Genomic DNA, 18,577 nt, shown 5'->3' with positions numbered 1-18,577 from the left:
TTACAATAACAGTAAGAAAATTTCAGGAGGTTTCATTATGGCACAACGTTACCAAAATGTTATGGTCGCAATTGATGGTTCTAAAGAAGCGGACTTGGCTTTCGTCAAAGGTGTTTACACTGCTCTACGCAACGAATCCAAGCTCACCATTGCCCATGTTATCGACACACGCGCTCTTCAAAGCGTGTCTACCTTTGATGCTGAAGTTTACGAAGAACTCCAAGTCGATGCTGAAAGTCTGATGAAGGAGTACGAAAAGCGCGCAAGAGATGCTGGTGTGACCGATATTCACATCGTCATCGAAATGGGAAATCCAAAAACTCTCCTTGCCCGTACTATTCCAGACGCAGAAAATGTCGACCTGATTCTCGTTGGTGCAACAGGGCTCAATGCCTTTGAACGCCTCTTGGTTGGCTCTTCATCTGAGTACATTCTCCGCCATGCAAAAGTCGATTTACTGGTCGTGAGAGAAAGAGAAAAAACATTGTAATCATTTAAAAAGGGAGCCTTGAGCTCCTTTTTGTTTGTCCTGATTGGGTCACAAAAAGGCTTTAAACAATTGTTTAAAGCCTCTATCTTATTTAGAAAGTAGTCAATCTCAAAAGATTGAATTATTTGTAACTGTATGCCCAGTAGTATACACCGTTTCCATCAACTACTGCTGCTACAGCTCCTTCAGTGACATTCGGATCGAGAAGCAAGTCTCTCAAACCACTGTTTGCCCATTTCTTAACGACAACAGTAGCATCTTCATCACGACGTCCTACAAAGCCTGTGCTATCGTATTGACGTGAAATTTCATTTACTTTTGGAAGTGCTTGATTTTGATAAATGTCTTCAGACCAAGTCAATTCTTTCAATCCTTGAGCTTTACGAGTCTCATTGATTTTAGCGAAAGCTTCTTTCGCTTTTGAAACATAGTCATAGTTTGTATCGTTTGTTGCTTCAACACGGTAAACAAACTTCACATAGCCAAATTCTACATCACTGTATTTCTTGTCTTCGACACCACTCTTGAGATTTGCAATCAAGACATAGTCCTTAGCGTATGGGTTTTCTTTCGTCTTCTCAAAGATTTCTGGATCTTCGATTTCCCACTCAACTTTAGCATCCCAACCAGAGTTATCAAGGAACTTAGGATTCATTTTTTCGATGACATAGTTTTTGAACTCTTCAACATTCTTGAATGGCAATGCTTGACCTGCTTTAGCAGTCGTTACCAAGTTAGTTGAGTAAAGTTTCACGCTTGAGTTCTTGTCGCTGTACATGTACTCGTCATCAGCAGTGTTTTCGTGAAGTTTTGGATCACGAGCTGGATCGTTTGGATCAGTCATCCCTTGAAGTTTCCATTTTCCTCCAAGCCACTTCCAGTATGCTGAGTAACCTGTACGCTCTGAGTTAGATGGTACATAGTAGTAATGTGCACTACCGTCGAAGTAGTAGTTTTTATCATTCTTGAGGACTGCATCACCTGGTTTACCTGGTGGGTAAACCAATTTTGGAGTTTGTCCATTTGGTGCCCAAGCCAAGTGTTCCAATCCTTCAGCTGGTTTTTCAACATAATCAGGGATTTGGTTTTCACTTGGTTCATCAGTCGTTACCAAACCTGGTGTTGTTGGGATAGCTGGAGTTGCTGGTGTTTCTGGTTTTGGTTCTGCTGGCGTTTCTGTTGATGGCTTGAATGGATCAAATTCACTATCAGCACCATTAATTGGTGGGTTTTCTGGTAGGTCAACACTTGGAGTTGCTGGCTGTTCTGGTTTTGGCTCAGCTGGTGTTGTTGGCTCTTCAGGTTTATCACTAGGAGCTGGTGTTGGAGTCTCTGGTTCTGCTGGTGTTGGAGCAGGAACTTCAGGTTGACTTGGTTGTGCTGGCTCAACCGGAGTTGTTGGTTGTTCTGGTTTTGGTTCAGCAGGTGTTGCCGGTTGTGCTGGTGTTGTATCAGCAGAATCTTTCACCAATACCCACTTACCATTTTGGTAGTAGTAATAATCACCATTGTCCAATACATAGTAATGGTAACCATTTTCGTAACGATAGTGCGGATCGTTTTCCAAGTTGTTAGTAGATGAGTTGTTGTTACTGTTGTTTGTCAAAGGTTTCCACTGACCGTTGCGATAAATACGGTAGCTACCGTCGTTCATACGGTAGTAGTGATTGCCATTCCAGTAAATATAGTTTTCATCGCTAGCAAGGTTATTGTAATTATTCCAATAGTTATAACCATAGTAGTTGCTACTGTTGTCATAGCTATAGTAGTTATTCCAATTATTGTAACCGTAGTTGTAACTTGGGTAGTAGCTACCATATCCATAGTTATAGCTTGGATAGTAGCTATTGTAGCCATAGTTATAACTTGGGTAATAACTGTTGTAGCCATAACTTCTTACAGTATAATTTGATGTGCGGCTACGATTTGCAGTAGTACGGTTAGAAGTACGATTGCTTGAACGGCGGCTAGTTCTTGTATAGTAACTATTATTTCCATTCCAATTGTAAGCAGCGTGAGCTTCACTTGGTGCAAAAGTTGGAAGCATTGTTACAGCTGTTAAAACAGAAGCTGTCAAATAGGTATATTTTTTCTTCATTTCAACCTCTTAATTCTTTAATTTTTAAACTTGAAAATTAAAATAATAAAAATTTGGAAAGCAATTGTGCACAATTTTATAACTAAACCTCAAAACTAGAGTGAATTCTTCACATCAGCTTGTTAACAGGCCTGAAATAAACAAGTTGACTTTCTGTCTTTAAAAAGAGCATATTATAGCGGCATGAGGATTTTATATTTATTCGCTTTCTTAATATATTCTAACACATAAACTTTCAAATATCAAATAATTTGACTTGTCTTTTTTTGATGTTTTTTTTAAAAGAAAAGCTAGATATATTACTAATATATCTAGCTTTTTAACTATTCTTCATAAGAAATGTAATTTCCTGTTATTTTATTTTCACTATATTTTCATTTTTTCATTTCTTTTTCTAGTATAAATATGCTAATAATAATTAGTGATATATATAAAATTGTTCGGTTTTTCAGCTCAAAAAATCCCCGAATTTTTCATCCAGGGAAAAGAATTTTCTCTTATTTTTTATTTTTTCTTTCTTTATGTCGCTCATAAGCTTTAAACTGACGTTGTAGTTCCTGTCGGATGGCAGGTTCTGGAGCATATTTTTCTTCCCAGTCATCTGGTTTTAAAATCTTGTGTGTAATTGGGTCAAAATGAGCTTTTCCATCAGGGAAGACCTTCCCCATATTCGCTTCATGGACAATATCAAAAATGCGTTCTGGGTCTACTCCCATCAAAACAAAACTACCGTATGTAAAATACAGTGTGTCAATCAAAGCATCCACTTGACCGACCAGATTTTGCTTAGCAGGTGTCTTTTTCGCCACTTTCTCTGCCGCTTTATCAAGTGCCTCATGCATGCTTGCAAGGGAGTCTTGGAATTCTTCCTCCGAAGAACTTGCTGCGCGAACAAACTCTACTAATTCTTCAATTTTAAAGTCTGCGCGGTGGGTTGCACCTTCAACATCCCATGCCTGTGGCTCTTCTTGAGTTCGTTCATCCATCATGTGGTGGAAAGTCTTGACCTTATTAAAGTGGTAGTCTCGACTGACAAACACTTTTTCTGAAGCCAAAACACCAAAGTGCTCGAGCGCCTTGTGGATACCATCTTGTTGATTACTTGCCGTAATATGCTTGGCAACTTCTTTGACACTGCTACTGCCATTTCCCATAGCAACCGACATACCAACACCCGCTAACATTTCCAGATCGTTGTCTGAATCACCAAAGGCCATGACTTGGTTGAGATCAAAGCCATATTCTTTCCCGACTCGGCGAATGCCTTCTAGTTTGGAATTTCCTTGGTTAATGATATCTGCTGCAAAAGGATTGCTTCGAGTTAATTTCAAATCTTCAAAATCACTTGCTGCCTTCTCAGATTCCTCTGGCGTCATCAGCATCAAAACTTGATAAATGGGTTGATTAATCAAGTTAAGCAGGTCGTCTTCCTTTTGAGGAACTGCCTTGCTAACCATTCGATTAAAGGAACGGCTAACGGTTCTTGTTAGCACAGTCGGAATAAAACGACTAACCAGTTGGGAAAAGGAGCCGAGACCAAATGACATAATTTTCGAACCAACAACGGCATGCTCGGTTCCAAGAGCGATTTCTTTACGCTCCTTTTTAGCGTAAGCAATCAGTTGACGCAGGCTTGACTTAGCAATCGGACTTGCAAAGAGCACCTTTTCTTTATTAAAAATGTATTGGCCATTGTAGGTCACCGCAAAGTCTAGGTCCAAGTCTTCCATCAATTCCTTGACAAAAAACGGCCCTCGTCCTGTCGCTACTCCAACAAGCACTCCTTGCTCTTTGACAATCTTAATCGCGTCCTTAGTGGATTTCAAAACACTCTTGCGATCGTTGACTAGCGTTCCATCGATATCAAAAAAAACAGCCTTGACTTCCATCCTGTCCCATTCTCCCCTTTTGTGTTACAATGATTATACCACATTTCAGAAAGAGTGACTAAATCATGCCTAAGAAAATCCTTGTTTTACATACAGGTGGGACTATTTCCATGCAAGCAGACGCCACTGGTGCCGTTGTAACTAGTCAGGACAATCCCATGAACCATGTTTCCAATCCGCTTGAAGGGATTGAGGTTCATGCCCTAGACTTTTTTAATCTGCCAAGCCCTCATATCAAACCCAAGCATATGCTTGCACTCTATCATAAGATTAAAGAGGAAGCTGATAACTATGATGGAGTTGTCATCACACATGGTACAGATACCTTAGAAGAAACAGCCTACTTCCTTGATACCATGAAAATTCCGCCCATCCCCATCGTTCTAACAGGGGCCATGCGTAGTTCAAACGAACTTGGTAGCGATGGTGTTTATAATTATCTGAGCGCTTTACGAGTTGCCAGTGATGATAAAGCAGCCGACAAGGGTGTGCTGGTCGTCATGAACGACGAGATCCACGCAGCCAAGTATGTTACCAAAACTCATACGACCAACGTCAGCACCTTTCAAACTCCAACACATGGACCACTTGGCCTCATCATGAAGCAAGAAATCCTCTACTTTAAAACGGCTGAACCTCGTGTCCGGTTTGATCTCGAGCATATTCAAGGTCTAGTTCCCATCATCTCAGCCTATGCCGGTATGACAGACGAGCTGATCGATATGTTAGACTTGGAACAGCTGGATGGCTTAGTCATTCAGGCCTTTGGAGCAGGCAACGTTCCCAAAGAAACAGCTCAAAAGTTGGAAAATCTCCTGCAAAAAGGAATCCCAGTCGCCTTGGTCTCACGATGCTTTAATGGTATTGCTGAACCTGTCTACGCCTACCAAGGCGGAGGAGTGCAGTTGCAACGAGCAGGGGTTTTCTTTGTCAAAGAACTCAACGCTCAAAAAGCGCGCCTCAAATTATTAATTGCCCTTAATGCTAGATTAAAAGGACAGGCTTTGAAAGACTATATGGAAGGATAAACCTCTTCTCTAGAACGCAAAAATAGGAAATCTTCACGATTTCCTATTTTTACTATTTACGTTTTCGTGTAGAGCGGCGCTCTGTCAAACCATGAGGCAAGAGAACTTCACGTTCTTCCAACTCTTCCTTATGCATAATCTTAGTCAACATACGCATGCTGATAGCACCTAAGTCATAAAGAGGTTGGGCAATAGTCGTCAAGTTTGGACGAGTGAATCGTGCAATCTGAGAGTCATCTGTCGTGATGATTTCAAACTCTTCTGGCACAGATACGCCATGGTCAGCCAAACCATTCAACACACCTGCCGCCAATTCATCACCTGTTACAACTGCGGCTGTAGCTTGTGATGAAATCAAGCGTTCTGCCAAGGCATAACCATCGTCATAGCTGTATTTTGATTCAAAGACCAATCCCTCACTATAAGAATGTCCAGCTTTTTTCAAGGCTTCCTTGTAACCAATCAAACGAACCTTGCCATTGATATCATCGACGAGTGGTCCACTCACAAAAGCAATCTTTTCGTTTTCTTTGAGAAGATAGCTCACGGCATCAATCGTTGCTTGTTTGTAGTCGATATTTACACTTGGAAGTTGGTGTTCTACATCCACAGTACCAGCAAGAACAACCGGTGTCCGTGAACGAGAAAACTCTGAACGAATCTTTTCAGTCAAGTGATAGCCCATAAAGATAATCCCATCGACTTGTTTTGAAAAGAGAGTGTTAACCACTGAAACTTCCTTTTCATCATCCTCATCACTATTTGCAAGGACAATGTTATACTTGTACATTTCAGCAATGTCGTCAATCCCTTTAGCAAGTGTTGAGAAATAACCATTGGTAATGTTAGGAATCACAACTCCGACTGTCGTTGTTTTCTTGCTAGCCAAACCACGTGCTACCGCATTTGGACGATAGTCCAAGCGATCAATCACTTCTAGGACTTTTTTTCGAGTGTTCTCTTTAACATTCTTGTTGCCATTAACGACACGGCTAACTGTTGCCATTGAAACTCCTGCTTCACGGGCGACGTCATAAATCGTTACTGTATCATCTGTGTTCATTCCGTTTCCTTTCTATAATGAAAATTTCGCTTTCACGCATCTACTTACTCCATTTTATCACTTATTGTAAACACTTTCAAGTATTTTTTAGAGAAACTTTGAAAAAATTTCACAGTTTATTCCCATTTTGAAAAAGCAAGTAGGATTTCTTGATTTTTAAGACATTTTGCTGTATGATAAGGAAAATAAAAGGGGGAGGAAAACATGGCTTTTACAAATACACAGAGACGTTCCGCTAGTTTTGGTGTCGTGACCAGCTTGCCTGATGATGTCATTGACTCTTTATGGTATATTATTGATCATTTCCTGAAAAATGTCTTTGAACTAGAAGAAGAACTTGAGTTTCAACTGCTCAACAACGAGGGGACCATCACCTTCCATTTTTCTAGCCAGCATCTTCCGACTAGCATCGATTTTGATTTCAATCATCCTTTTGATCCGCTTTACCCTCCTAGGGTCCTTGTTTTAGACCTAGACGGCAGAGAAACCATCCTCCTTCCAGAAGAAAATGACCTATTTTAAAAACTCTAGCTTCTCGGCGCAAACTGCTGAGGAACTAGAGTTTTTTTCTAATAAATGGATCGACTAACAACTAGACCATTGGGTTTTGTATACTCTAAATCAAGGTAATCCTGATAAGTCCCTGGCACAATGAAACCTTGGGGACTCAATATATCAGTTCCAGCTTTTCCCACGATAGAGTCTGCTAGCAGAACACAATTGGTACTGAGAACAAAGTAGGTCTTAAACTCGGATGAGCTGAATTTATAGAGGGTCGCATCTGCTTCCTCTTTTAGTTGGTAGGAGTAGGTATGCTTTACCTCTCCCTCTCTTCTTTTCATCAACTGCGAGCTTGGTTCCCAAGGAATTAACAGGTCTTCTATCTCCGCTAAACGCGCTTGGATAGCTGCTTTCTGTTGCTCCGTCAAACTCAGGCCATAAGCAAACAAGGTCTTCTGACTTTCCCTCTTACAGAGCTCGATGTATTTTTCCCGATTGGCCTTAAACAAAACACCGTCTCCAACCATGCCGAATAAACGCTCCGAGTGGGGATCATAGGAACCATAGGAAATAACCTGCCCTTGATAACAAATATCCACATGTCCCATAGCAAGGAAGAAGGAGGTTTCTGAGGTATGAACAAAAATTTCCAGATCAACCGCCTGGTCGTTTTTTCTTTCTGAATGAACTTCCCCTTCTTGGCTTTCATGATTTGACAGCCACTCATTTAGTTTTCGCAAGGTGCTGATAGGAATCAGAGCCGTCACAAAGATCGGCAGAGTCATTCGCATTCGTCGTTTCAGCTTGGGATTGTTTTCTATCCTTTCAAAAAAGAAACCGTCCCGGAGGCTACTGGCTCCTAGCATGAGTAAGTAAAATCCAAGCAAGAGCAATTCAAAATTCGCTGCATCGTGAAAAGGAGAGATGCTATAAAGACCGAATCCTATCATCCATACAGCATCGAAGAGATGATGGAGCCGAGGATGAATGGCATTTTTTCGATAGAGAGACCAAGTCACAAGACTAATGATGCCCGTAAACAGCTGGTAGCTCGCGATGATAAAAACCAAGAGATAGAGGGCAAGGTCTTGCAAGATGATAGAGTCAAACACCAGAGCCGCAACCGCCAGCTTGCCCAAGGTTACAAAGATATTTTCCCGACGTTTTTTATCCTGAAACCAGCGAGTCAACAAGTGCCAAACCGCTGACAAGGAAAAGTAGCCCATCAGCAACTGGTATCCCATTCTCGGAATAACTTGTCCAAATCGGATCAAGAGAAGCCCTAAAACAATAGCAAGTAGTCCCTCCCCGATACTCTTCCACTTGCTATAGGTTTCAGAAAACTTAGGCATTTTCTTGCTCCAACTGGTCAACCAAGTAACGAATTGGTTGTTTTAAGATTGGATGGATAAAATGGGGAGCTATTTCCACTAACGGCTCAAGAACAAAGAGGCGTTCTGCTATATAAGGATGAGGCAATATGAGCTCGTCTGTGTAAATAATCTGGTCCTCCATAAAGAGTAGGTCCAAATCAATCAAACGAGGCCCCCAATGCACCTCTCGAACCCGTCCCATTTCTGACTCAATAGCTAATAATGTTTCTAACAAGACTGGTGCTGGTAGCCAAGTCTCTACTTCAATCACCTGATTGGCAAAGCTATCCTGATCCACACCTCCCCAAGGCTCTGTCGCCAAGACACTGGACTCCTTGAGAATATGGATACCTCGAGCTCGCAGTTTGTCAATAGCTTGTTCCAAGTTGGCTTCCTTATCGCCCATATTGCTTCCTAGGGCGATAAAGGCACGTTGCTTGCGACGGTGGATGGTTACCGAGCAGGTATCTAGTGGTAAATGCACTGGAGCCCATGGTTTTTTTAGTTCCAACTCAATCTCTTGGACAAGAGGATAAGTCTCAAAGGTACGTTCAACTAGTTTGTAGGCTACCGTTTCAATCAAATCCTCAGTGCTTTCCTGAAACCAAGTCGTCCACTGCTGACACAGTTCTCCGTAATGGACAGAAGCTGTCAAATCCAATTCTGTAGCCGCCTTGGTCATATCATAGGATAAGCTTGCGGAAATAACAAACTTCTGCCCCAATTCTTTCTCACTAGGGAAAAGACCATGATAGGCAAAAATTTCCAAATCTTTAATCTGCAGTTGATCCATAACTAGTCCTTTCTAGAAAAATCCGCATGAAGCGGATTATTTTTATACTCAATGAAAATCAAAGTACAAACTAGGAAGCTAGCCGCAGGTTGCTCAAAGCACTGCTTTGAGGTTGTAGATGGAAGCTGACGTGGTTTGAATCTGATTTTCGAAGAGTATTATAGTCCCATTAAACGATAAGCTTGATCTCGGAGGTCCTTATCTGTTTCAAATAGACCGCGAGCTACTGTCGTCAAGGTTGCAGTACCTGGTTTTCTGACACCACGCATGCTCATACACATATGTTCTGCCTCAATAACAACAAAGGCTCCCTTAGCACCCAGATAGTCCATCAAGGCATCAGCAACCTCAATATTCAAACGTTCTTGAATCTGTGGTTTTTTAGAATAAACTTCAACCGTACGGGCAAGCTTGGACAAGCCTGCCACACGGCCATCTGGAATGTAGGCAATGTGCGCTCTACCATAAAATGGCAAAAAGTGGTGCTCACACATAGTATGGAAAAAGATATCCTTTTCCACTACCATATTATCGTCGATAATCTCAAAGGATTTTGACAGGTGTTCCTCAGCAGTTTGGCCAAGACCTGAAAAAATCTCTTGGTACATACGGGCTACACGAGCAGGTGTTTCCTGCAAGCCCTCGCGGTTAGCGTCCTCACCAACAGCCTCGATAATCATTTTTACAGCCGTTTCAATCTTTTGTGTATCCATTCTCGTTTTTCCTCTCCATTAGATAGGTTCTCACTTGGCTCAAGAAATACAAGGAACCCGTGACAATCCTAACTGTTTGTTTCTCTTCATTTTTATCTGTCAATTTCTGCTCTAGAAAATCCGGCCAACTTTGGTAATTGAGATTTCTAGACTTTGCTGTCTTTTTCAGCACGTTTTCATCAGTCGCCCGACTATCGTCAAAATGGGTTAAAGTCAATTGACTATCTGGCACCGTTTCTAGCAAATCCAGCATATCCTCCAAAGCCTTGGTTTTAATGCAAGTAAAGAGGATTTCCTTATGATAATCCGCAAAGCGTTCTTGTAAGGTTGCTAGTAAAGCCTTGATAGCATGGGGATTGTGGGCCCCATCCAAAATCATCAAGGGGTCGCTAAACACGACCTCCAAACGCCCTGGCCATCTGGTCTCTTTCAAAGCTTGAGCAACCAAGTCATTACTTGCCAACTCCCGTCCAGTCTCCTGACAATAAGTGTCTAGGAGAGCAAGCGCCATCCCCGCATTCTCTATCTGATGTAAACCAAGTAGGCCTGTTTGAAAGCGACCTTGTCTGACAGAACTAATATAATCAAAGATTTCGCCTGTCACCACACTCTTTTGGTGACTGACCTGATAATCTTTCCCATAGGCAAGTCTCGGTGCATTTTTAGCTTCTGCAATAGAGTCTATCACAGTCAAGGCTTCAAGAACAATATGACCTGTCACCAAAGGAATACCTTGTTTGACAATACCAGCCTTCTGCTCTGCTATGGCCCCCAAGGTGTCCCCAAGTAGGGCTACATGGTCCAGTCCAATGGTCGTAATCCCTGTCAAAATTGGCTGACAAACATTAGTACTATCCAAAAGACCACCCATGCCGACTTCCATGATAGCCACATCTACTTGCTCTAAGGCAAAGTAATCATAAGCTAGAGCTGTGATAATCTCAAACTCGGTTGTTCCCTGCAAATTGTCAGCCGATTCTCCCTCAAGCAAAGACTGATAGTCTGCCATGAGGGCTTCTAGCCTAGCCTCGGGGATAGATTCCCCATTGATGCTAATCTGATCCGTATAATGAATAAGATAGGGCGAGCTGAACACCCCAACTCTCAGCCCTAGGTTTTCCAGCATCTTTTTCAAAAAAGCAATGGTAGACCCCTTGCCGTTGGTCCCTCCGATATGGATAACCTTGAGTTTGAGCTGGGGATTGCCTCGCAGAGCTAGGAGTTCTACCATGCGTTCCAAGCCAAAATGTGGTTGGTCCGTCCGGTAGTGGGCAATCCACTGATTGTTTTCAATTTCGTTCATCTTACTTATATTGTTTTAAATCTAGATTTTCTGCATCATCTGCCAAACGAATGGCTGACGCAATTTCAACCGCCATCCTGTGACTGGCTACATCGTGCACGCGCACTACTTCGACACCCTGTCTCGCAGCGATACTAGTTACATGAGCCGAAGCTATGTCTCGATTACGAAAACCGACTTCCGTTTCAGGATTAACTTCAAAACCATTTTCTTCCAGGATATTGATAACAAATCGCTTACGCGAAACACCAAGAAAGATTGGATAGCCCTGCTGATGCAATTTATCAAGGTCCCGTAGAAGAAGTAGATTTTCCTTCTTGGTGAGACCAAAACCAATTCCCGGATCCAGCAAAATGTTTTCTCTTGCTATCCCAGCTTGATTGGCTCTCGCTAGTGCTCGTTCAAAGAAAGCCTCCATCAAGTCTTCAATTGGCATTTTTTCAAAGTCAGCTAACTCTTCCTCTGTAAAAGCTTGCCCAAAACCAAAATGAGGAAATATGAGCGAACTAGGGTGCTGAGGTCGAGCCATGACTGGATTAAACATGATGACTACTTTCGCACCAGCCTTAGCAACCACATCCGCCATTTTCTCATCTCCCATGAGACCCGTAATGTCATTTACCAGATTGGCACCAGCAGCCAAAGCAGCCTCTGCCACCTGACTTTTCCAAGTATCGATGGAAATGAGAACATCACTTTCCTCACAGATAGCTTTAATCACTGGAACAACACGCTGGATTTCCTCTTCTATCTCAACATAGCTACTGCCCGGCCGAGTCGATTCTCCACCGATATCAAGCATGCTAGCTCCTTCAGCTATCAATTTACGGGCTTGCTGAAGCGCCTGGTCAACAGCAAAAAACTGACCACCATCCGAAAAGGAATCTGGTGTTACATTGATAATTCCACAAATAGCTGTTTTTGCCTGACTAGCTTTACTGAACATAAGGTCACTCCTCAAGGTTTTTCACCACATTATTTCTCTATTTTACCATAAAAAGAAAAAGATGTATACGCTAGTATTCATCTTTTCCAAGCGGCTAATGGTTTAGAATGATAGACCTAGATTTCTACTAATCAATACCAATAAGGCCAACAAACAAAATGCAATACCATTGAGAATCATATGAAGCAAAATGGACATCTCCAAACGCTCAGTCTTATAGGCTGTCCAAGTCAAAACCGTTGACATTCCTCCATAAATAATCACAGAAGGTAGATTGGTTGGCATATGAAGCAAGGCAAAGACGATTGCACCAACAATAAAACCTAGTTTTTCTTTTCCGCGGAAGATCTTTTTTGGAATAATCCCACGACACAAAATTTCTTCACAAATCGGCGCAATCAAGACTAGTAGGAAGAAAGTTGAAATCAAGGAACTATTCTGAACCAAACCATTCAGTATTGATTGGTTACTGGTTGTTGCCTCATTTGTTAGTCGAAGCAGTAGTGAACCCAAGAGATTTGTCGCAAAAATCACCAGATAACTCAGTACCAAGCGAGCCAAGTCTTTTGCCTTAAAAAAGGATAGATTAAAAGTAGCAAGTTGTGTTTTTCGTGCACCAATAATGAATACAATCAAAACGACTATGGATAGAGCACCTACTAAGAGCCCTGACTGTAAAATCGGAAACTGTTTGTTTGCTAAAAACAAAGCAAGTCCTATGGGAAATTGAGATAGAACAAAAGCTACCAAAAGGATGATCACCCATTTCCCTCTGTTTAAAACCTCTTGCCAAATCGTCTTATCTTTCATGATGTACCTCCTTATAAGAAAAAGGGGAGACTCCCCTTTTTCTATTATACCATTTATAGCGCCATACTGATATAGTTAAGGATAAACAAGGCATCCAAAATCCAAATCATCACGTGCACATCCTTGGCTTGACCTTTGACAACTTTTGTCAAGGTATATGTCAAGAAACCAACAGCAATCCCTTGTGTGATAGAGTAGCTGAATCCCATAAAGATAGATGTGAAGAAGGCAGGAACCGCTTCAGCCATATCATCCCAAGGGATATTTTTCAAGTTAGAAAGCATCATGATTCCGACGATGATCAAAATTGGTGCTGTTGCAGCTGTCGGAACAATCGCTAGAAGTGGGCTAAAGAAGCTAGATAGAGCAAAACAGATCGCAACCACTAGGGCTGTCAAACCAGTACGTCCACCAGCACCGATACCAGCCGCAGATTCAACATAGGTCGTAACGTTTGAAGTACCTGCAATGGCACCTACCGAAGTTGCCACCAAGTCAGAGTATAGAGCCTTGTCCAATTTAGCGGACTCATGGTTTTCCCCACTTGTCGCAACAATACCAACTTTTTCACCAGTACCGATAAGAGTACCGATTGTATCAAAAATATCCGTTAGTGAGAAGGCAAGAATAGCCATCAAGGTTTCTGGTAAACGCGAAGTGTTTGAAATCAAAGATCCTAAACCTTCTGAACCAAGAGCAGCACCAAACAAAGTTCCTAAATCATTAACCGCTGCTGAAAGATTGTTGCTAGCAAAGTCAATCCCTGATAATTTGACAACACCAACAGCAATGGCAAGCACAGTCGTTGTTAAAATAGAAAGAATGATTCCACCCTTGATGCCTTTAACAACAAAGAAAATGGTAATAGCCAAACCTGCAAGAGCCACCAATACGGCTGGAGTATTGAAGTCTACCAATCCTGGAACAGCTGCGGAGTTTGCAGTAAGTGCAGCTTGAGCCTTGTCTGCTCCTTCACCTGCTACCGTATAAGTACCTGGATCGATTGAGAATTTCAAGAGACCAGCATTCTTAATTCCAACATAGGCAAGGAAAACACCAATACCAGCCGAAATAGCTGAACGAAGTGTTGTTGGAATAGATTCGATGATCATTTTACGAACATTTGTTAAGGTAATAATCAGTGAAATAATTCCACAAATGAAGACCATACCAAGAGCCTCTTTCCAAGTATAGCCCATCCCAAATACAACTGTAAATGTAAAGAAGGCATTTAGTCCCATACCTGGTGCTTGTGCGTACGGCAAATTAGCATAGAAAGCCATCATCAAAGTACCTACTACAGAACCGATAATCGTTGCCAAGAACACACCTTGAACAGGCATACCCGTTTGGGAAAGCATTTGAGGGTTTACAAAGAGAATATAACTCATTGCAAAGAATGTTGTTAAACCAGCAAGCACCTCTGTACGGACATCTGTCCCGTGCTCTTTTAGTTTAAATAGTTTGTCCATCTTTAATCTCCTTTTGTTTTTTACGAACAATATTAGTATTATATCATTTATCATTCACCTTTTCAATATGTTTGTTTGATTTATTTAATAAATCAAAGCAACTGTAGTTTTTGTTCTTATCTGCTTTTCTTCCTTCTTTTTGATATAATAGTAGACATCTTATCTGGAAACGACTAGGAAGGTTTATATGACTAAAAAAATTATCGCAGTCGATTTGGACGGAACCCTGCTAAATAATGAAAGCAAGCTCTCCGATTTCACCAAAGAGACGATCAAAAAAATTTCAGAAAAAGGACACCATGTCATCATCACGACAGGCCGTCCGTATCGTATGGCAAAAGACTTCTATCGTGAGCTAGAATTGCATACTCCCATGATTAACTTTAACGGCTCCCTTACCCATCTACCAGGACAGACTTGGGAGCATGAAAAGTGCCTGACCTTGGACAAAAAATACCTCCTAGACATGGTCAAGCGCACGGAGGACATCCAGGCTGATTTTATTGCGGGAGAATATCGAAAAAAATTCTATATCACGACACCGAATGAAGAAATTGCAGATCCTAAACTATTTGGCGTAGAGAACTTCCGGCCAGAAAATCAATTCAAACCTGAACGAGTAACCAAAGATCCCAACTGCATCCTCTTGCAAACAAGGGCTGAAGACAAATACGCTTTAGCGGACGAGATGAATCGTTTTTATCAGCACCAACTAGCTATCAATACCTGGGGCGGGCCCCTCAACATCCTCGAGTGTACTCCCAAGGGTGTAAACAAGGCTTTTGCTCTAGAGTACTTGCTCAATGTGATGAATCGTGATAAAAAAGACTTAATCGCCTTTGGTGATGAGCATAATGACACTGAAATGTTGGCATTTGCAGGCAAGGGATATGCTATGAAAAACGCCAATCCTGCTCTTCTTCCATATGCAGACGAACAACTTCCTCTGACCAACGAAGAAGATGGAGTTGCCCGCGCTTTACAAAATTTATTCTTATAAAAGGGAAGATTGCATGGTCGCAATCTTTCCTTTTTGTTTTCATTTTATTTTCACTAAAGCGGCTTATTTTCTGTATTTTTATATTAAATTTTCTATTACCATTTTCATTTATCTCTCAAAAAACATTGATATATTAATATTTTTAAAAAGTCATTCTATGAAAACTTTTACATCTTTTTAGAAAAAGTAGTTGATTTTTATATGAAAACGGTTTATACTTAAAGTTAGGCTTAAAGTTTTCTTAAACATACAGTCAAACATTTTATAAGGAGGAATGACAATAATGAGTATCGGAATCATTATTGCGAGCCACGGCGAATTTGCTGCGGGTATTCATCAGTCAGGATCTATGATCTTTGGTGAACAAGAAAAGGTTCAAGTTGTAACCTTTATGCCAAATGAAGGTCCAGATGACCTTTACGCTAAATTCAACAACGCTGTGGCTGCATTTGACGCAGAAGATGAGGTTCTAGTATTGGCTGACCTTTGGAGTGGATCTCCATTCAACCAAGCTAGCCGCGTAATGGGAGAAAATCCAGAACGTAAGTTTGCCATCATCACAGGACTGAACTTGCCGATGTTGATCCAAGCCTACACAGAGCGCCTTATGGACGCGAATGCAGGTGTGGATAAAGTCGCTGCGAATATCATTAAAGAAGCCAAAGATGGCATCAAGGCTCTTCCAGAAGAGCTTAACCCAGTTGAGGAAGTTGCAACTGCTGCAGCTGCTCCAGTTTCACAAGCTGCTATTCCAGAAGGAACAGTTATCGGTGACGGTAAACTGAAAATCAACCTTGCTCGTCTAGACACTCGTCTCCTTCACGGTCAGGTTGCCACTGCTTGGACTCCAGATTCAAAAGCAGATCGTATCATCGTTGCTTCAGACAACGTTGCAAACGACGAGTTGCGTAAAGAATTGATCAAACAAGCAGCTCCTAATGGAGTAAAAGCCAACGTTGTCCCAATCCAGAAATTGATCGACGTTGCAAAAGACCCACGTTTCGGAGAAACTCATGCCCTTATCTTGTTTGAAACTCCACAAGATGCACTTCGTGCTATCGAAGGTGGCGTGCCAATCAAGACCCTTAACGTTGGTTCTATGGCTCACTCAACAGGTAAAACAATGATTAACAACGTTTTGTCTATGGACAAAGAAGACGTTGTAACCTTTGAAAAAATGCGTGACCTCGGTGTTGAATTTGACGTACGTAAAGTACCAAACGACACGAAAAAAGATTTGTTTGACTTGATTAAGAAAGCAAACGTTCAATAATTTTAATCTGTTTCTATCATTTTTGAAAACAGGATTAAATACTTTATTAAAACTAAATAGAAAAGGAATAAAACCATGTCAGATATTTCAATCATTTCTGCTATCTTGGTTGTAGTTGTTGCCTTCCTTGCAGGTCTTGAAGGTATCCTCGACCAATTCCAATTCCATCAACCAATCGTCGCATGTACCCTTATCGGACTTGCAACTGGTAACCTCGAAGCAGGTGTTATGCTTGGTGGATCTCTTCAAATGATCGCCCTTGGTTGGGCAAACATCGGAGCTGCCGTAGCTCCTGACGCTGCTCTTGCATCTGTTGCTGCAGCAATCATCTTGATCAAAGGTGGTAACTTTACTACTGAAGGTATCGCCGTTGCTACGGCAACAGCTATTCCTCTTGCCGTAGCTGGACTTTTCTTGACTATGATTGTTCGTACAATCTCAGTTGCCTTGGTTCACACTGCTGACGCTGCTGCTAAAGAAGGAAATATTGCGGCTGTTGAACGTGCTCACTTTGTTGCACTTCTTCTTCAAGGTCTACGTATTGCAATCCCTGCTGCCTTCCTTATCGCTATCCCTGCTTCTGCCGTTCAAGATGCTCTCAAATTGATGCCAGACTGGTTGAACGGTGGTATGGCTGTCGGTGGTGCTATGGTCGTTGCCGTTGGTTACGCTATGGTTATCAACATGATGGCAACTCGTGAAGTATGGCCATTCTTCGCTATCGGTTTTGCACTTGCTGCGATTTCTCAATTGACTTTGATTGCCCTTGGTGTCATCGGTGTTGCCCTTGCCTTCATCTACCTTAACCTTACAAAACAAGGTGGAAACGGTGGCGGCGGAGCTGCGACTTCTAACGACCCAATCGGTGATATCCTAGAAGACTACTAGAAAGGGGAACAATCATGGCTGAAAAAATTCAATTATCAAAATCAGATCGTCAAAAAGTTTGGTGGCGTTCACAATTCCTTCAAGGTTCTTGGAACTATGAACGTATGCAAAACTTGGGTTGGGCTTACTCATTGATCCCAGCTATCAAAAAATTGTACACTAAAAAAGAAGACCAAGCGGCTGCTCTTGAGCGTCACCTTGAGTTCTTCAACACTCACCCATACGTAGCTGCTCCTATCATGGGGGTTACTCTTGCACTTGAAGAAGAGCGCGCTAACGGTGTAGAAATCGATGACGCGGCTATCCAAGGGGTTAAAATCGGTATGATGGGACCTCTTGCTGGTATCGGTGACCCAGTATTCTGGTTTACAGTTCGTCCTATCCTTGGAGCCCTTGGTGCATCACTTGCTGCATCTGGTAACATTGTTGGTCCCCTTCTCTTCTTCTTCGGATGGAATGCTATCCGTATGGCCTTCCTATGGTACACACAAGAGTTCGGTTACAAAGCTGGATCTGAGATCACTAAAGACATGTCTGGTGGTATCTTGAAAGACATCACTAAAGGTGCTTCTATCCTTGGTATGTTCATCCTTGCCGTTCTTGTACAACGTTGGGTATCCATCAACTTCACTATCAACCTTCCAGGCAAACAATTGTCAGAAGGTGCCTACATCAACTTCCCAGAAGGTCCTGTTACAGGAGCTGAGTTGAAGGGCATTCTTGGTCAAGCGCTTAGTGGTATGAGCCTAGATAGAGTTCAACCACAAACGCTTCAAGGTCAGTTGGACTCATTGATTCCAGGATTGATGGGACTTCTCCTTACTTTCCTTTGCATGTGGTTGCTTAAGAAAAAAGTATCTCCAATCACAATCATCCTTGCCCTCTTTGCAGTTGGTATCGCAGCTCGTTTCTTCGGTATCATGTAATCTCGGTGAGA

The 18,577-nt window shown here is 41.9% G+C and carries 17 protein-coding genes; 7 read left to right on the top strand and 10 right to left on the bottom strand.

Annotation, left to right across the window (positions count from 1 at the left end):
- The first annotated feature begins 37 nt into the window (after nt 1-37).
- Complete coding sequence (locus tag HMPREF0849_RS07885) at nt 38-490, top strand: universal stress protein (protein WP_000079161.1); 453 nt, start codon at nt 38-40, stop codon at nt 488-490.
- Nucleotides 491-611: 121 nt separating this feature from the next.
- On the opposite strand, the gene HMPREF0849_RS07880 is transcribed toward HMPREF0849_RS07885, so the two are convergent.
- Nucleotides 612-2,588: a CAP domain-containing protein gene (locus tag HMPREF0849_RS07880; RefSeq protein ID WP_000731514.1), complete on the bottom strand. Its 1,977-nt coding sequence runs from the start codon at nt 2,586-2,588 to the stop codon at nt 612-614.
- A gap of 497 nt (nt 2,589-3,085) precedes the next feature.
- Entirely contained in the window at nt 3,086-4,477 is a 1,392-nt protein-coding gene (locus tag HMPREF0849_RS07875; protein WP_000453124.1) for a Cof-type HAD-IIB family hydrolase, read from the bottom strand.
- A 65-nt stretch (nt 4,478-4,542) separates the two neighbouring features.
- On the opposite strand from HMPREF0849_RS07875, the gene HMPREF0849_RS07870 reads away from it, so the two are divergent.
- Entirely contained in the window at nt 4,543-5,505 is a 963-nt protein-coding gene (locus HMPREF0849_RS07870; RefSeq protein ID WP_001124800.1) for an asparaginase, read from the top strand.
- Nucleotides 5,506-5,557: 52 nt separating this feature from the next.
- Here HMPREF0849_RS07870 and ccpA read toward each other — a convergent pair whose 3' ends face one another.
- Nucleotides 5,558-6,568 (bottom strand): catabolite control protein A, encoded by a 1,011-nt coding sequence (gene ccpA, locus HMPREF0849_RS07865; protein WP_001090635.1) that lies wholly within the window; start codon nt 6,566-6,568, stop codon nt 5,558-5,560.
- Nucleotides 6,569-6,772: 204 nt separating this feature from the next.
- Between ccpA and HMPREF0849_RS07860 the strand changes: the two genes are divergently transcribed.
- A complete protein-coding gene (locus tag HMPREF0849_RS07860; RefSeq protein ID WP_000886042.1) occupies nt 6,773-7,090 on the top strand; it encodes a DUF960 domain-containing protein in 318 nt (105 codons plus the stop codon).
- A gap of 47 nt (nt 7,091-7,137) precedes the next feature.
- Here the strand turns inward: HMPREF0849_RS07860 and HMPREF0849_RS07855 are convergent, their stop codons facing one another.
- The 7 genes from HMPREF0849_RS07855 to HMPREF0849_RS07825 form a co-directional block, all read right to left on the bottom strand.
- Nucleotides 7,138-8,421, bottom strand: coding sequence for a hypothetical protein (locus tag HMPREF0849_RS07855; RefSeq protein WP_001123857.1), 1,284 nt, complete (start codon nt 8,419-8,421; stop codon nt 7,138-7,140).
- The gene (folK, locus tag HMPREF0849_RS07850) at nt 8,414-9,235 is read right to left on the bottom strand and encodes a 2-amino-4-hydroxy-6-hydroxymethyldihydropteridine diphosphokinase (RefSeq protein WP_000372503.1); all 822 of its coding nucleotides are present in this window, start codon (nt 9,233-9,235) and stop codon (nt 8,414-8,416) included. The genes HMPREF0849_RS07855 and folK overlap by 8 nt, the downstream gene beginning before the upstream one ends.
- Before the next feature lie 158 nt (nt 9,236-9,393).
- Nucleotides 9,394-9,948, bottom strand: a complete 555-nt coding sequence (gene folE, locus HMPREF0849_RS07845; RefSeq protein WP_000380931.1) for a GTP cyclohydrolase I FolE — start codon at nt 9,946-9,948, stop codon at nt 9,394-9,396.
- Entirely contained in the window at nt 9,929-11,251 is a 1,323-nt protein-coding gene (locus HMPREF0849_RS07840) for a bifunctional folylpolyglutamate synthase/dihydrofolate synthase (protein ID WP_001002330.1), read from the bottom strand. The genes folE and HMPREF0849_RS07840 overlap by 20 nt, the downstream gene beginning before the upstream one ends.
- Before the next feature lies 1 nt (nt 11,252).
- Nucleotides 11,253-12,197, bottom strand: a complete 945-nt coding sequence (folP, locus tag HMPREF0849_RS07835; RefSeq protein ID WP_000491577.1) for a dihydropteroate synthase — start codon at nt 12,195-12,197, stop codon at nt 11,253-11,255.
- Nucleotides 12,198-12,299: 102 nt separating this feature from the next.
- Nucleotides 12,300-13,007, bottom strand: coding sequence for a CPBP family intramembrane glutamic endopeptidase (locus HMPREF0849_RS07830; RefSeq protein WP_000653640.1), 708 nt, complete (start codon nt 13,005-13,007; stop codon nt 12,300-12,302).
- 53 nt (nt 13,008-13,060) lie between these two features.
- A complete protein-coding gene (locus HMPREF0849_RS07825; RefSeq protein ID WP_000359241.1) occupies nt 13,061-14,479 on the bottom strand; it encodes an NCS2 family permease in 1,419 nt (472 codons plus the stop codon).
- A gap of 187 nt (nt 14,480-14,666) precedes the next feature.
- Between HMPREF0849_RS07825 and HMPREF0849_RS07820 the strand changes: the two genes are divergently transcribed.
- The 4 genes from HMPREF0849_RS07820 (at nt 14,667) to HMPREF0849_RS07805 (ending at nt 18,566) form a co-directional block, all read left to right on the top strand.
- Nucleotides 14,667-15,479 carry a Cof-type HAD-IIB family hydrolase gene (locus HMPREF0849_RS07820; RefSeq protein WP_000162337.1) on the top strand — a complete coding sequence of 271 codons (813 nt, stop codon included), beginning with the start codon at nt 14,667-14,669 and terminating at the stop codon, nt 15,477-15,479.
- A gap of 283 nt (nt 15,480-15,762) precedes the next feature.
- Nucleotides 15,763-16,752: a PTS sugar transporter subunit IIB gene (locus HMPREF0849_RS07815; protein ID WP_000021985.1), complete on the top strand. Its 990-nt coding sequence runs from the start codon at nt 15,763-15,765 to the stop codon at nt 16,750-16,752.
- Between the two features lie 75 nt (nt 16,753-16,827).
- Nucleotides 16,828-17,640 (top strand): PTS mannose/fructose/sorbose transporter subunit IIC, encoded by an 813-nt coding sequence (locus HMPREF0849_RS07810; protein WP_001280321.1) that lies wholly within the window; start codon nt 16,828-16,830, stop codon nt 17,638-17,640.
- A 14-nt stretch (nt 17,641-17,654) separates the two neighbouring features.
- A complete protein-coding gene (locus tag HMPREF0849_RS07805; protein WP_000818313.1) occupies nt 17,655-18,566 on the top strand; it encodes a PTS system mannose/fructose/sorbose family transporter subunit IID in 912 nt (303 codons plus the stop codon).
- Nucleotides 18,567-18,577: the final 11 nt, after the last annotated feature.

The sequence above is a fragment of the Streptococcus sp. C300 genome (genome assembly GCF_000187645.1).
Classification (GTDB): Bacteria; Bacillota; Bacilli; order Lactobacillales; family Streptococcaceae; genus Streptococcus; species Streptococcus oralis_CQ.
The sequence above is the reverse complement of the archived record's forward strand: the minus strand, read 5'-3'. Positions and strand labels throughout refer to the sequence as shown.